Origin of the sequence: Erysipelatoclostridium sp. AM42-17 (assembly GCF_003480255.1) — a bacterium.
In the GTDB taxonomy this organism is placed as follows: Bacteria; Bacillota_I; Bacilli_A; order Erysipelotrichales; family Coprobacillaceae; genus Faecalibacillus.
The window spans coordinates 1-15,335 of record NZ_QUIN01000020.1 but is presented as its reverse complement, the minus strand read 5'-3'; the positions used below and the strand labels follow the sequence as shown (position 1 = coordinate 15,335).

Below are 15,335 nucleotides of genomic sequence, written 5' to 3'. Positions count from 1 at the left end.
TATGCACTTATAATCCCACATATATCGACATAAGTCAATAGAAAATGCATACTAAATTGAATTTTTTTTAGTACGATTCCTTTATTATCTAAATATTTTTGTGTTATTTAGATATTTTATAAAAATATAAAATTTGATATTAAAAATATTTTATTTATTTATTAAATTAATAATTTTTATTCACCACTCATTAGTTTTAGATATAAATCTTCTCTACGATCTTTTTTAAACTGATTCCCTTGTTTTGCTTTTTCAATATCATCTAAATGAATTTCTAAATATATGTTTTCTTCATCAGTTGATAAACGCGTCAGTCTTTTACCGTTACTGTCAAAGACACAACTATGACCAATATATTGATTATCCTTATCATACCCTACACGATTAACCCCTATGACATAACATTGATTTTCAATGGCTCTTGCTTTTAGTAAAGTAAGCCAGTGATCATCTCTCCTTTCAGGCCACGAAGCAATAACAATAATAATCTGACTTTTTTTAGACGCCATTTGAAATATTTCAGGAAATCTTAGATCATAACAAATAAATGGTGAAAAAATGAACTCATCTATTTTTTTAGAAATAATCTGATTGCCTTTTTGATAATAATTTGCTTCATAAGTAAATGGATGAATTTTATTATATGAAAAGAGCACTTCACTACCATTAACAGCAGTAAAATTATTAAAAAATCCTTTTTCGTTTTTTAACACTTGCCCAAACATAATTTTAATATGATAATCTCGCGAAAGTTCCATCATTAATTTTTCAGTTTCATGATTGGTCTCACCAATTAATTCTGTATTCATACTAAATCCGGTACACGACATTTCAGGGAAAATAATAAGATCCGCATGATTATCATGAGCTTGACTAACAAACTCTTCAATCATGACATAATTTGTTTTCTTATCTTCAAAATACATGTTAATTTGCCCTAATGCGATTTTCATTTTTACCACCTCATCTATACTATACTTATTATGCTATGCAAAAATTGTCAAATTGAAAAAGGACTGTTTTATTAAATTTTATCAAAGGCTTGTTTTAAATCTGCAAGAATATCTTCAATGTCTTCTAGTCCAACAGAAAAACGAATAAGATCTGGTGCAACACCTGCTGCTTTTAATTGTTCATCACTCATTTGACGATGAGTATGACTTGCTGGATGTAGTAAACATGTTTTAGCATCTGCAACATGTGTGACAATAGAGGCTAATTTTAAACTATCCATAAATATTTCTGCTTTTTCTCTTTCTCCTTTTAAGCCAAATGAAAGAACCCCACATGTTCCTTTAGGGCAATATTTTTTAGCAAGCTCATGATATGGACTACTTGGTAAATCTGCATATTTTACCCAAGCGACTTTCTCATTTTGTTCTAAATACTTAGCTACTGCTAATGCATTTTGACAATGTTGTTTCATTCTTACCGCTAATGATTCTAACCCTAAATTTAGGTAGAAAGCATTTTGTGGTGATTGAATTGGTCCTAAATCTCTCATTAATTGAGCAGTTGCTTTTGTAATATAAGCAAGTTTCCCAAATTTCTTTGCATAAGTTATTCCATGATAAGATTCATCAGGTGTTGTTAAACCAGAAAACTTATCACCATATTGAAGCCAATTAAAGTTTCCACTATCAACAATAGCACCGCCTACACCACTTGCATGTCCATCCATATATTTAGTTGTTGAATGAGTTACAATATCGGCACCCCATTTAATTGGTTGACAGTTAACTGGTGTCGCAAATGTATTATCCACAATTAATGGTACACCATTTTGATGGGCTACTTTAGCAAATTTTTCAATATCAAAAATACTAACTGTAGGATTTGTAATGGTTTCCCCAAATACACATTTTGTATTTTCTTTAAATTCTTTTTGTAAGTCTTCTTCACTTATTTCTGGATCTACAAAAGTAACATCAATACCCATTTTTTTCATTGTAACGCCAAATAAATTATAGGTTCCTCCATAAATAGCAGACGAAGCTATAAAATGATCTCCTGCTTCACAAATATTAAATACCGCAAAAAAGTTAGCAGCCTGTCCAGAAGAAGTAAGCATTCCAGCTACTCCCCCTTCCATTGCTGCTATCTTAGCAGCAACAGCATCATTAGTAGGATTTTGTAATCTTGAATAAAAATATCCAGAATCCTCTAAATCAAATAATCTTCCCATTTCTTCACTAGTATCATATTTAAATGTTGTACTTTGATAGATTGGTAATGAACGTGGTTCACCTTTTTTAGGAACCCATCCTTCATGTAATCCTTTTGTTGCAACTTTAGTCATTTTTATTTCTCCTCCTTTTAATACTTATAAGTAAATTTTAATAAGAAACAAAAAGAAAAACAAGCTTATTTTAAAGCTTGTTTTGCTAGAGCTAAAGCTCCTACGACACCTGCGTTGTCCCCAAGTCCTGGATAAACAATATAGTCTTTGATTTTGTCAGTTGTCACTTCTTCTTTTTGAATATATCCATTTAAGAATTCTTGAGTATATTTATGAATCATAGGGAATAATTGTTTTTGATGCATGACTCCTCCACCTAAAATAATCTTTTTAGGTGATAAAGTTAAAACATAATTAGCCATTGCTTGACCAATATAATAAGCTTCTAAATCCCAAGCTGGATGATCTTCAGGAATATCTTTTCCTTTCATTCCCCATCTTTCTTCAATTGCTGGACCAGCAGCTAAACCTTCAAAACATGTACCATGATATGGACATTTACCAGCATAATGATCATCTTCTCTAACAATCATTTTCATATGTCCCATTTCTGGGTGAAGTAATCCATGTACTAATTGTCCACCGACAACGGCTCCGCCACCAATTCCAGTACCAATAGTTAAATACAATGCACTATCTAATCCTTTTGCAGCACCAAACGTTGCTTCTCCTAGTGCAGCACCATTAACATCAGTATCAAATCCCATTGGGATATCATATCTTTCTTTTAATGCTCCCATAATATTATAATTATTCCATCCTGGTTTAGGCGTTGTAGTAATATAACCATATGTTGGACTTGATAAATCTGGATCAATAGGTCCAAAACTTCCTACTCCTAATGCTTCAATATCTTTTCCATCAAAAAATTTAAATACATTTGCCATTGTTTTTTCAGGTGCTTCTGTTGGAAATGAATCTCTTTCTAAAACTTGACCATTTTCATCTCCAATACAAACAACAAATTTTGTTCCACCTGCTTCTATAGCTCCTAATTTCATTTTATGTCTCCTTTTACCTAATCTAATTTTATTTTAAACAACTCCAAGATAATTGTAAATATAAGAAATAAAAAAAGAAAAAGAGTTTCATAGTCAAGAATAAATAGTCTTTAACATGAAACTCTTTTTAATTATTTTTCTAAATATTTTGTATATTGATCAACATGTAATAATGCTTTAGCATTTTCTACACGTTCTTTAGTAGGTGGTTTAATTCCATCTAATTTATAAGGAATATTCAGTTCTTCCCACTTAAATACTCCTAGAGTATGGTATGGAAGAATTTCAACACGTTCTACATTAGATAATGAAGATATAAATTTATCTAATTTTATTAAATCTTCATCATAATCACTTCTTTCAGGAACAAGAACGTGTCTTATCCAAATTGGTTTATGAATATCTGAAAGATAGCGTATCATATCTAGAATATGATAATTGTCTTTTCCTGTTAAAGCAACATGTCTATCATTATTGATTTCCTTGATATCTACAAGTAGTAAATCTGTATATTCCATTAATTCTTTAAACTTAGAAAAGAATGGTTCTTCTCTTGTAAAGCAACCCCCACTTGTATCAATGCATGTATTGATTCCTTCTTTTTTGGCTAATTTGAATAATTCAATTAAAAAATCAATTTGAACAAGTGGTTCTCCACCACTAACAGTAATACCACCTTTTTTACCCCAATAAGATTTATACTTCATAGCTTGTTGAAGTGCTTTTTCTGGTGTATATTCCTCATATTTTTTTGATCCCCATGTATCTGGGTTATGACAAAATTGACAGCGAAGAGGACAACCATGTAAAAAATAAATATAACGAACTCCTGGTCCATCTACAGAACCAAAACTCTCTATTGAATGAATTCTTCCGATTGTTTCCATATTTCCTCCGGTAATAAAACAGCCTCAAATGAGGCTGTTTACTAATTAAATGTTATTAATCTAATTGATTACATATGATCATGACAAGTTCTTGCGATAACGTCTAATTGTTGTTCACGAGTTAAGTCAATGAATTTAACTGCATATCCAGATACACGAATTGTGAAGTTTGCATATTCTTCTTTTTCTGGATGTTCCATAGCATCAATTAATTTTTCAGTTCCAAATACGTTTACATTTAAGTGATGAGCACCTTGTTCAAAGTATCCATCCATAACTTGTACTAAATTTGTAACTCTTTCGTCTTCATTATGTCCTAAAGCATCAGGGTTGATTGTTTGAGTATTAGAAATACCATCTAATGCCCATTCGTATGGTAATTTAGCAACTGAGTTTAATGAAGCTAATAAACCACTTTGTTCAGCACCGTATGATGGGTTAGCACCTGGTGATAATGGTTCACCTGCTTTACGTCCATCTGGTAATGAACCTGTAGCTTTACCATAAACAACGTTTGAAGTGATAGTTAAGATTGAAGTTGTTGGTTCTGAATTTCTGTAAGTATGATGTTTTTTGATTTTAGCTAAGAATTCACCTAATAACCATACAGCGATATCATCAGCACGATCATCATCGTTACCATATCTTGGGAAGTCACCTTCAGTTTCGTAATCAACAACGATACCATCTTCATCTCTGATAGTTTTAACTTTTGCATATTTGATTGCACTTAATGAGTCAACTACATGAGAGAATCCAGCGATACCTGTAGCGAATGTACGTCTAACATCAGTATCAATTAAAGCCATTTCAGCAGCTTCATAATAATATTTATCATGCATGTATTGGATTAAGTTTAATGTATTAACATATAAATCAGCTAACCAATCCATCATTTGTAAGTATTTATCCATTACTTCGTCATAATCTAAATATTCAGAAGTGATTGGACGGTATTCTGGAGCAACTTGTTGTTTAGTTTTTTCATCAACACCACCATTGATAGCGTAAGTTAAACATTTAGCTAAGTTAGCACGAGCTCCGAAGAATTGCATTTCTTTACCAGTTTGAGTAGCTGATACACAACAACAAATTGAGTAATCATCTCCCCATACAGGACGCATTACATCATCGTTTTCATATTGGATTGAGCTTGTATCTACAGAGATTTTAGCTGCGAATCTTCTGAAGTTTTCCGGTAATAATTTAGTATATAAAACTGTTAAGTTTGGTTCTGGAGAAGGACCCATGTTTTCTAATGTATGTAAGAAACGGAAACAGTTTTTAGTAACCATTGAACGTCCATCAGTTCCTAAACCAGCAACTTCTAATGTAGCCCATACTGGGTCACCAGAGAATAATTGGTTGTATGAAGGAATACGAGCAAATTTAACCATTCTACATTTCATTACGAAATGGTCAACTAATTCTTGAGCTTCTTCTTCTGTAATTGTTCCGTTTTCTAAATCTCTTTCAACATAGATGTCTAAGAAAGTAGAAACACGACCAACTGACATTGCAGCACCGTTTTGAGTTTTGATAGCTGCTAAATATCCGAAGTATAACCATTGGAATGCTTCATGAGCGTTTGTAGCAGGTTTAGAGATATCATATCCATAAATCTTAGCCATTTCTTTCATTCCATTTAATGCTTTAATTTGTTCTGCGATTTCTTCTCTTTGACGAATGATATCATCTGTCATTGATCCACTACCACAGTTAGCAAAATCTTTTTGTTTTTCTTCAATTAAGAAATCAATACCGTATAAAGCAACACGACGATAATCTCCAACGATACGTCCACGTCCATAAGTATCAGGTAATCCTGTAATTACTTTGTTGTGACGAGCTTTTTTGATTTCTGGTGTATAAACATCAAATACAGCTTGGTTATGTGTTTTATGATATTTTGTAAAGATTTCATGTAAATCTGGATCTGGTTCATATCCGTAAGTAGCTGCAGCTTGTTCAGCCATTTTAATACCACCGTAAGGCATGAATGCTCTTTTTAATGGTTTATCTGTTTGTAAACCAACTACTTTTTCAAGATCTTTCATATCTTCTGAGATATATCCTGGACCATAAGCAGTAAGTCCACTTACTACTTTAGTTTCACATTCAAGAACTCCACCTTTAGCTCTTTCTTCTTTTTGTAATTCTTGAAGTTTTCCCCAAAGCTTGTTAGTTGCTTCAGTAGGACCAGCTAAAAATGATTCATCTCCATCATATGGTTTGTAGTTGTCTTGGATGAATTGACGAGTATTAACTTCTTCTTTCCAAAGTCTACCCTTAAATCCTTTCCATTCTTCATTAAATTTGTCTGTTAAAGTCATCTTTAATCCTCCTATCAAATTTCTTCATCATTATAGCACTTGACTTTTAGTTAAACAATGATAAAGTTGCATAATTTCAAAGTTTTTTTTGATATATCAATCATTACTTTTTACAACTTTAATATAGCAACTATTCCTTAATTTTTCTACTCAAATGCTTTATTTAATTTTTTTTGATTTTGACTAGATTTTTTGATGTCATTAGTATATCATATACATATTGATTGGAGGGATGAGCATGACTCTTGCGATTCATTCAAATGAAAATTTTGATTTAACAAAACAACAGATTACTCATGACATTAGACAAGTCATAGAAGATCGTCATTTATTTTTATCTACTAACTCTATCAACAATCTTGCAATTCATTTAACAATTGCAGTTATTAGAATAAAATCGGATAACTATATTCCTCTAAGTCAAGGACAAGTTGAATATTATCGTGATAATGATAATTTCAAATACGCTCTTGATTTATGTTCTATGTTAGAAAAAAAATATGATATTCAATTTCCTGAGTCAGAAGTAGCTTTAGTATCGATGTATTTATCTAAAAATAAAGCTTTAGATATCGAATTAAATCCGGGATTTGATTTATTAGATGAAGATGTTGCTGTTATATTAAGAGAAACAATGCAACGTATTAAAGATGAAAAAGATTTAAATTTTAAAGATGATGATAAATTATTTGTTTCTATTGGTTTACATTTGACTCCTGCTCTTGAGCGTTTACAAAATGATAGTCAAATTGATAACCCATTAGTTGATAAAATCAAAGAAAGACATCAGTTTGAATTTTCTTTAGCGAGTATTTTAAATGATGTAGTTGAAGAAAAATATCAAAAACGATTCACTGATGACGAAATCGCATATATTGCTTTACATTTTGTTGTTTCAACAAGCAAGCTAAAAGGACATCTTGATTAGATGTCCTTTTTTATTATTCCTATTCATCTTCACTATCTGTATCATAAATACGCTGAATTGCCCTCAATGCTACAACCTTGTCTCCTGGATAAGGACTTTGCCCTACTTCCATTGAAATAAACTTCTCATGTCCTTTTCCTAAAAGCAAAACAACATCTCCTGGACAAGCAATATCTATAGCCTGTTCTATTGCGACTGACCTTCTTGAAACAATGACACTCGTAATATCTTTGATTTCACTTTGAATATCTTTACAAATATCAACTGTATTTTCACCACGATCATCTAACTCTGTTAAAATAACATGATCAAGATATTCATTAGCTAATTTTCCAATTTGTTTTCTTCTTTTCAAATTACGTTTACCAGGTGCTCCCATAACTGCAATAATTCTTCCCGAAGAAACTTGAGAAACAAATTCAAATAAATCGTGATAATTCTTTGTATGCTGGCAATAATCAACAATAACTGTAAAAGGCTGGTCGTGCTTAATAATTTCCATCCTTCCTTCAACTTGAGGAATACTTTCAACAGCATCAATAATCATTGAATTATCAAACCCCATCCCAATTAAAACACCTACAACTGCTAATACATTATAAACATTAAACTTAGCCAGTACCGGACAATTAACATGATACTCATTTCCCTTAAAGGATAAATCAAATTCACTATGATCTAAAAATAATTCAATATTTTTAGCCATAATCTCACTTTCTTTTTCTATTCCATAAGTCATCACTCTTGAATGACAGTTTTTACTAATTGTTTCATAATGCTCATCGTCATGATTTAATACTGCTAATCCAGTCGGTGGTAGCATCTCAAATAATTTTTGTTTACTTGCTACATAACGTTCCATTGTCCCATGAAAATCAAGATGTTCTTTGCCAATATTTGTTAAAACAGAAATATCAAATTGTACTGCATCAATCCTTCTTAATGCTAAACCATGACTGCTTGCCTCCATTGCCACAACTTTAATGCCATGTTTGACCATATCTGCTAATTTTTGTTGAACATATAAGGTTTCTGGTGTGGTATAGGGACATTGTTCTTTAATTCCATCGTATTCTAAGGATATGGTTCCCATATAAGCACTTTTGCAAAAACGATCCATAATCATTTTTACCATAGAAGCCACAACCGTTTTACCACTGGTTCCCGTTACCCCAATCATTTTCATTTTATGACTAGGATGATCATAAAAAATACTTGATACTCGATTCAATTCATCTAAAGCATCATTGACACGTATGTAAATAATTCCTTTACGATAGCTTGGTAAATCTTTTGTATGAACAATGACTTTAGCTCCTTGAAAGATGGCATCGTCAACATAACGATGACCATCTACACTTAATCCCTCAATACAAAAGAATACTGAATAAGGTTTTACATATCTTGAATCACTATGAATTGAATAGATTTTCATTTCATTATCTATGTCAAATAATTCATTTAAACGTTTCAATTATCTCACTCTTCCTATTAGTATGTCTTGATATGAATCAATTATAACATCCTTAATTTGTCCTATCAATTCTTCATTGCTTTTGACTTTAACGAGTAAATAATCATCAGCATGACCTACATAATAGCCATCTTCTTCTTTTTCAAATAAAACACTTAAAGTTTTACCAATTTGACTCAAAGCAAATTGGGAATTTAGTTCTTGTGATAACTCAATTAAACGATTCACTCTTTGATGTTTAATTTTTTCATCTACTTGATCTTTCATCTTTGCTGCAGGTGTTCCTTTTCTAGGCGAATAAGGGAAAACATGTAATTGAGTAAAACCTATTTGTTTGATAAATTGATATGTTGTTTCAAAGTCTTCTTCACTTTCATCCGGAAAACCTACAATTACATCAGTAGTAAAGGCAATTTGAGGTAAAAGACTTCTTATTTTTTCAAGTTTAGCTGCATATTCTTGACAATTATATTTTCTATTCATCCTTTTTAATATCTTGTCACAACCTGATTGTAATGGAACATGTAAATGGTTAACAATGATTTTACTGGTACTCATTAAATCTATAATCTCGTCAGTAATTTGACTCGTTTCAATTGAAGAAATACGTAATCTTTTTAAACCTTTAATTTGACATAGTTCTTTTAATAAATCAGAGAAAGTATAATGATCTAAATCTTCACCATACCCGGCTGTATGAATTCCTGTCAATACAATTTCAACATATCCATGATTCACTAATTCTTGAGCTTGATGTAAAACACTTTCTGGTTTTCTTGAACGCACTCTTCCTCTAGCATAAGGAATAATACAATATGTACAGAAATTATTGCATCCATCTTGAATCTTTAAATAAGCTCGTGTGTTATGAAAACGATCAATATTTAAATCTTCAAACGTATCGACTTTCATGACATCATTGACTTTGACAATCATTTGTTTTGTTTCTTGATATTGTTTTGCTAATTCAACAATTTGATTACGGTATTGTGTACCTAAAATAACCCCTACACCCTCAATAGCTTCTATCTCTTGAGGCGCACTTTGACTATAACAACCTACCACACAAACAGTTGCTTGTGGATTTTTTCGAATCGCTTTACGAATCATCTGTCTAGATTTACTATCACCGGTATTTGTTACTGTACAAGTATTAATAACATAAACGTCAGCCACTTCTTTAAAAGGAACTTCTTGATACCCTGCCTGTTCAAATAATCTTAACATAGCTTCCGATTCATATGAGTTAACTTTGCATCCTAATGTATGGAATGCTACTTTCATAATTTCACCTACTTTAATTTTTTCTTAATTTTTTTATATATTTTTTCACTTAGCCATTGTTTTTCATACAATGTATCTACAAGTGATTGCACATCTTCATTAAGATATATTTTAACAATTTCTTTTACATCTTCTAATGAAGGATCTATATCTTGATATTTATCAATAAAAATAAGTTCATCAATGCATTGATAATCATTTTGATCAAATAAATAAACACGTTTACTTTCTGGATAATAAAAATATGCATAATGATCATCTTTTCCAATTGGTTTTAAAGAAGAAAATGAAGATATAAATGGATAAAATTGATATAAACGATAAGGCTTATTGATATCTTTAGAATATTGTTTTATGTATTCTTGATATTGTTTTAAAGTCAACATTTGATAGTCATTGATATAACGGCTATTCATATCTAGATCATAATGAGGTAAATAGACTAATTGTCCACTTTCAGGCTCTTTAAAACAGTGACATTGTTCTAAGATAGGTTTTAAATCTTGATCAAACATTTTTCTTTTCTCATCATAATTTAAATAATCTAAAACATCATAGTTTGTATTAATAAAATGGTTATAAGCTTCATCAATTTTATTTTTATTAGACAAACTATGATAAAGAACTTCATACTTAAATAATTCTTCATATGTTTTTATTTTAAATGGATATCCTGCTTGCTCAAAGATATCTTTATTTTCCTCTAAAAAGCAGTATAACTTAGTTTTATGAAGATTTGTTTCCTTCCCATATTTTTTTAAATATTTCATCATTATTTTAAAATCTCCCTACTATAGCCAATCACACTTAATAAATAAAGTGGTGCCGTCTCACTTCTTAAAATTCTTTTTCCTAAACTACAATTTTTAACACCTAAACCATTTAAAAATTCAACTTCCTGTGCATCAAACCCACCTTCACTACCTACAATAATAACGAGATGATCGCCTGGACAAATCTGTTGTAAAGTTAAAGCCAGTTGTCCATGTTTATTGGCTTTAGCAGTTTCTTCATAAGCTACTAAATTATAATCTCCTAAATAAGATTCAATATCTTTTAATTGGATTACAGGCATAATTTCAGGTATTTGGCTTCTAAGTGACTGTTCACTTGCCTCTTTTAATATTTTTTTATATCTTGTTACTTTTTTATTGAATTTTTCTAATGTTAGTTTTGCAACACAACGTTTAGTTTGCATAGGAATAATTCTTGTTACACCTAATTCTGTTGCTTTTTGTAACACCATTTCAAACTTATCCCCTTTAGGCATAGCATAAATAAGTGTCACTTCTATATCCAACTCATTATTAACATCAATGAGTTCAATGGGTTCTATTGTTCCTTGATTAATATTTTCTATCTTTGCTAAATATGTTTTTTTATTTTTATCAATACAAATAATTTGATCTTGATTTTGTAATCTCATAACATGCTTTATGTGATGCAAATCATCTGAATCAATTTCAAATGGGTGATGTATTTGTAATGTTTGATCAATAAAATATCTTTGCATAATTTTTTCTCCTCGCCCTATTTTAGCATAATATGATAAAAGTTAAAGAAATTTAACGAAAAGTATCATAGATTTGGTTAATGATTTGGCTTAGATACTCATAATAAGCAATATGCTTATATTCATGAAATTGATAACTTTGACCATAGATTCTATTTAGACAATAACCAAAATAAATAATACTACTAATAAGATACACTGATAAAAATAAAACAACTAATGAAGCAAAAGGTCCATACAAACTATGATAAGATGTGAAATACTCAACGAACCATAAAAATAGACGCCCTACCCCTACAATCGCAACACTACTAAAAACACTACCTAATAAGCCATAACTTAACGGTTTTTTTTCAAAAGATAACACTCGATAAAATAAATAGAAAATAGCAATTAAACTTAAAATAAAAAATAATGAATTAAGTGCTAATATATATTGATTCATAATAGAAATAGCACATATAGCAATCATAAAAAGAGCAAAAGAAACAAAAGCTTTCAATCTTACTAAAATTAAAGGAATAATAAAATTCTCATCTTGCATCGATATAATCATAAATGAATAAAAACTTTTACTTGCTACATATGTAGCAACAATCAATGTGATGATAATAGACATAATGGAATGATAATTTTTATCACTCACAAATTGAATAAAAGGAGATAATAATTCTTGTGGTATAAAATCATAAAGAGCATTAACAAGCACTGTTGGATCAATCGCTATTTCATTAAAAAAATAAAATATAATGACTAATGCCGGTAATAAAGATAATAATAAACAAAAACTTAATGAATAACGAAATAACGTTGCATCATCTGATAAATATATATTGATTACTTTTTTTAATTTTTCCATACGCTACCCCTTTTATTAACTATCTCCATTATAATATATCATCTTCTTGTAAGAATAAACAAAAATTCTCCAAAGATATATAATCTTTGGAGAATTTGCTTTTATGCTCTCTTTAATACAATATCATCTTGATAGTCAACTAAAATATGGTCACCAGATTTAATAGTTCCTTTAATCATCTCCTTAGCAAGTTTTGTTTCAATGTGAGATTGAATATATCGTTTTAATGGTCTTGCACCATAAACCGGATCAAATCCTTCATCTTTAATATGTTGGTATGCTTCACCTGTTAATTCTAATGAAATCTTTTTATCTTCTAATCGAGATTCTAATTGATTAATAAATTTATCAATAATTTTATTAACAACACTATCATCTAATGAATTGAACATAACAACTTCATCAATACGATTTAAGAATTCTGGTTTAAAGTGTGCTCTCAATTCTTCTTGTACTAATTTTCGATTTTCAGGTGTGTTACCATTTAATAAGTATTGAGAACCCATGTTACTTGTCATAATAATAATTGTATTTTTAAAACTTACCGTATTTCCTTTACTATCTGTAATACGTCCATCATCTAATACTTGTAATAAAATGTTGAAAACATCAGGATGTGCTTTTTCAATTTCATCTAACAAGACAATACTATAAGGATGACGTCTTACGGCTTCTGATAATTGTCCACCTTCTTCATAACCAACATAACCTGGTGGCGCACCAAGTAAACGAGAAACACTAAATTTTTCCATATACTCAGACATATCAATTCTGACAATATTACGTTCACTATCAAATAATTGTTCAGCTAATGCTTTGGCAACTTCAGTTTTACCAACACCAGTTGGTCCTAAAAATAAGAATGATCCAATTGGTCTATTTTCATCATTAATACCAGCTCGCGATCTTAAAATAGCGTCAGTTACTTTTTCAATTGCATCATCTTGTCCAATGACACGTAATTTTAAAGTATCATCTAAAGCTAATAATTTTTCACGTTCAGATTCCATTAGTTTATTCATAGGAATTCCAGTCCAACGAGCAATAACCTCACTTACACTGTCAACCGTCACTTTTTCTTGAAGTAAATCATTATCTTGTTTTTTAGCTTGTAATTCTTCAATTTCTTTTGTAAGTTTTGGTAAAGATTCATATTTAATTTTAGAAGCTTCTTCTAAATTACCTTCACTTTGATATTTTTCTTTAAGTGATTCTAAATGCATTCTTTCACTTTTTAGTTCTTTAATATGATCTAATGATGATTTTTCTTCTTTCCATTTTGCTCTTAAACCTGTTTCTTGTTCAGTCAAAGAAGCGATGTGTTCTTTGATTTCTACTAAACGTTTTTCATTATCTTCATTACGATCTTCTTTTTCAATAGAAATTCTTTCCATTTCTAAACGATTCTTTTCACGGGTAATACCATCTAATTCTTCAGGTAATGAATCAATTTCCATACGAATCGAAGCACAAGCTTCATCAATTAAATCAATAGCTTTATCTGGTAAAAAACGATCAGTAATATATCGTTGAGATAAGTTTACTGCACTAATAATAGCACTGTCTGTAATTTGAACCCCATGGTGACGTTCAAATGAATCTTTTAAACCACGAAGAATAGCGATACTATCATCCATATCCGGTTCATCAACTTGAACTTTTTGGAAACGTCTTTCTAATGCAGCATCTTTTTCAATGTATTGACGATATTCGTCTAATGTTGTGGCACCAATACAATGTAATTCACCACGTGCCAACATTGGTTTTAATAAATTAGCCGCGTCCATCGCACCATCAGTTTTACCAGCACCTACTAATTGATGAATTTCATCAATAAATAAGATAATATTACCTTCTGCTTTTTTAATTTCATTTAAAACTGCTTTAAGTCTTTCTTCAAATTCACCACGATATTTGGCACCAGCAACTAAAGATCCTAAATCTAATTCATATAGTGTTTTGTTTTGTAAGGACATAGGCACATCATTTTTATAAATACGCCAAGCAAGACCTTCTACAATGGCTGTTTTACCAACACCAGGTTCACCAATTAAAATAGGATTATTCTTTGTTTTACGTGATAATATTTGAATAACACGCCTAATTTCATCGTCACGTCCAATAACAGGATCTAATTTACCATTTTCAACATCTTTTGTAAGATCACGCCCATATTTTTCTAATACTTCATATGTGTTTTCAGGATTAGGATTATTAACCATATGATCACCCCTCATTTCTAATATTGCTTTTTTTACATCTTTTTTATTGATATGATATTGATTTAATAAATCTTTTAACCAAGGTTCATTAATGTCAAATAAAGCCATAATTAAATGTTCAACAGAAACATATTCATCTTTAAATTGTGACATTTGGTTCATCGCTTTAGATAATAGGTCATTTAAACCATAAGAAATACGAATACTATTGACATCTATATTTGTTACTTGTGGCTTTTCTTTAATTCTTAATAATAATTGATTTTGCAATTGTTTAACATCTATATTTAATTTAGATAAAACTCTACAGAAGATACCGCTACTATCTTCCAATAAAACATAGAGAATATGTTCAATGTCAATTACTTGATTTTTATATTCTAAAGCAAGTTGACTAGCACTAGATATCGCTTCTTTCATTTTATCTGTAAACTTTTCTATATTCATTGTTATCACTCCTTTAGCACTCTCTTTCCTCTTGTGCTAATATCATTATAAACTATTTATTAGCAGTGTCAAGCATTGAGTGCTAATTTTTTTATAAAAAAAAGAACTGGCAGTTCGCTATTGTTGCACCGTAGCACTATCGTCGCCG

General features: G+C 30.4%; 12 protein-coding genes. 1 reads left to right on the top strand and 11 read right to left on the bottom strand.

Translation table 11 applies throughout. The annotated features are described in order from the left end of the window. Positions 1 to 176 precede the first annotated feature (176 nt). From DW911_RS08155 to pflB, 5 genes are all read right to left on the bottom strand, one after another. A complete protein-coding gene (locus tag DW911_RS08155; protein WP_118607692.1) occupies positions 177 to 953 on the bottom strand; it encodes a nitrilase-related carbon-nitrogen hydrolase in 777 nt (258 codons plus the stop codon). A 71-nt stretch (positions 954 to 1,024) separates the two neighbouring features. Next, complete coding sequence (locus DW911_RS08150) at positions 1,025 to 2,299, bottom strand: O-acetylhomoserine aminocarboxypropyltransferase/cysteine synthase family protein (protein ID WP_118607691.1); 1,275 nt, start codon at positions 2,297 to 2,299, stop codon at positions 1,025 to 1,027. A 65-nt stretch (positions 2,300 to 2,364) separates the two neighbouring features. Next, positions 2,365 to 3,240, bottom strand: a complete 876-nt coding sequence (locus DW911_RS08145; RefSeq protein ID WP_118433184.1) for an ROK family protein — start codon at positions 3,238 to 3,240, stop codon at positions 2,365 to 2,367. Positions 3,241 to 3,371: 131 nt separating this feature from the next. Continuing rightward, positions 3,372 to 4,127: a pyruvate formate-lyase-activating protein gene (gene pflA / locus DW911_RS08140; RefSeq protein WP_118433182.1), complete on the bottom strand. Its 756-nt coding sequence runs from the start codon at positions 4,125 to 4,127 to the stop codon at positions 3,372 to 3,374. 68 nt (positions 4,128 to 4,195) lie between these two features. Next, positions 4,196 to 6,460 (bottom strand): formate C-acetyltransferase, encoded by a 2,265-nt coding sequence (gene pflB / locus DW911_RS08135; RefSeq protein WP_118607690.1) that lies wholly within the window; start codon positions 6,458 to 6,460, stop codon positions 4,196 to 4,198. A gap of 238 nt (positions 6,461 to 6,698) precedes the next feature. On the opposite strand from pflB, the gene DW911_RS08130 reads away from it, so the two are divergent. Continuing rightward, positions 6,699 to 7,388: a BglG family transcription antiterminator gene (locus DW911_RS08130; RefSeq protein ID WP_118607689.1), complete on the top strand. Its 690-nt coding sequence runs from the start codon at positions 6,699 to 6,701 to the stop codon at positions 7,386 to 7,388. A 19-nt stretch (positions 7,389 to 7,407) separates the two neighbouring features. On the opposite strand, the gene DW911_RS08125 is transcribed toward DW911_RS08130, so the two are convergent. The 6 genes from DW911_RS08125 to clpB all read right to left on the bottom strand — a co-directional run bounded on the left by DW911_RS08125 (position 7,408) and on the right by clpB (position 15,187). Continuing rightward, positions 7,408 to 8,862, bottom strand: a complete 1,455-nt coding sequence (locus tag DW911_RS08125) for a UDP-N-acetylmuramoyl-L-alanyl-D-glutamate--2,6-diaminopimelate ligase (RefSeq protein ID WP_118433176.1) — start codon at positions 8,860 to 8,862, stop codon at positions 7,408 to 7,410. Beyond that, a complete protein-coding gene (gene mtaB / locus DW911_RS08120) occupies positions 8,863 to 10,146 on the bottom strand; it encodes a tRNA (N(6)-L-threonylcarbamoyladenosine(37)-C(2))-methylthiotransferase MtaB (protein ID WP_369831769.1) in 1,284 nt (427 codons plus the stop codon). 8 nt (positions 10,147 to 10,154) lie between these two features. After that, complete coding sequence (locus tag DW911_RS08115) at positions 10,155 to 10,919, bottom strand: hypothetical protein (protein ID WP_118433172.1); 765 nt, start codon at positions 10,917 to 10,919, stop codon at positions 10,155 to 10,157. Beyond that, positions 10,919 to 11,659 (bottom strand): RsmE family RNA methyltransferase, encoded by a 741-nt coding sequence (locus DW911_RS08110; protein WP_118607688.1) that lies wholly within the window; start codon positions 11,657 to 11,659, stop codon positions 10,919 to 10,921. Before DW911_RS08110 ends, DW911_RS08115 begins: the two co-directional genes overlap by 1 nt. Positions 11,660 to 11,711: 52 nt before the next feature. Beyond that, complete coding sequence (locus tag DW911_RS08105; RefSeq protein ID WP_118433168.1) at positions 11,712 to 12,518, bottom strand: YhjD/YihY/BrkB family envelope integrity protein; 807 nt, start codon at positions 12,516 to 12,518, stop codon at positions 11,712 to 11,714. 101 nt (positions 12,519 to 12,619) lie between these two features. After that, positions 12,620 to 15,187 (bottom strand): ATP-dependent chaperone ClpB, encoded by a 2,568-nt coding sequence (clpB, locus tag DW911_RS08100; protein WP_118607687.1) that lies wholly within the window; start codon positions 15,185 to 15,187, stop codon positions 12,620 to 12,622. Positions 15,188 to 15,335: the final 148 nt, after the last annotated feature.

Coding starts and splice junctions, on each gene's coding strand:
- DW911_RS08155 (WP_118607692.1), bottom strand. CDS start 953: ATGAAAATCGCATTAGGGCAAATTAACATGTATTTTGAAGATAAGAAA.
- DW911_RS08150 (WP_118607691.1), bottom strand. CDS start 2,299: ATGACTAAAGTTGCAACAAAAGGATTACATGAAGGATGGGTTCCTAAA.
- DW911_RS08145 (WP_118433184.1), bottom strand. CDS start 3,240: ATGAAATTAGGAGCTATAGAAGCAGGTGGAACAAAATTTGTTGTTTGT.
- pflA (WP_118433182.1), bottom strand. CDS start 4,127: ATGGAAACAATCGGAAGAATTCATTCAATAGAGAGTTTTGGTTCTGTA.
- pflB (WP_118607690.1), bottom strand. CDS start 6,460: ATGACTTTAACAGACAAATTTAATGAAGAATGGAAAGGATTTAAGGGT.
- DW911_RS08130 (WP_118607689.1), top strand. CDS start 6,699: ATGACTCTTGCGATTCATTCAAATGAAAATTTTGATTTAACAAAACAA.
- mtaB (WP_369831769.1), bottom strand. CDS start 10,146: ATGAAAGTAGCATTCCATACATTAGGATGCAAAGTTAACTCATATGAA.
- DW911_RS08115 (WP_118433172.1), bottom strand. CDS start 10,919: ATGATGAAATATTTAAAAAAATATGGGAAGGAAACAAATCTTCATAAA.
- DW911_RS08110 (WP_118607688.1), bottom strand. CDS start 11,659: ATGCAAAGATATTTTATTGATCAAACATTACAAATACATCACCCATTT.
- DW911_RS08105 (WP_118433168.1), bottom strand. CDS start 12,518: ATGGAAAAATTAAAAAAAGTAATCAATATATATTTATCAGATGATGCA.
- clpB (WP_118607687.1), bottom strand. CDS start 15,187: ATGAATATAGAAAAGTTTACAGATAAAATGAAAGAAGCGATATCTAGT.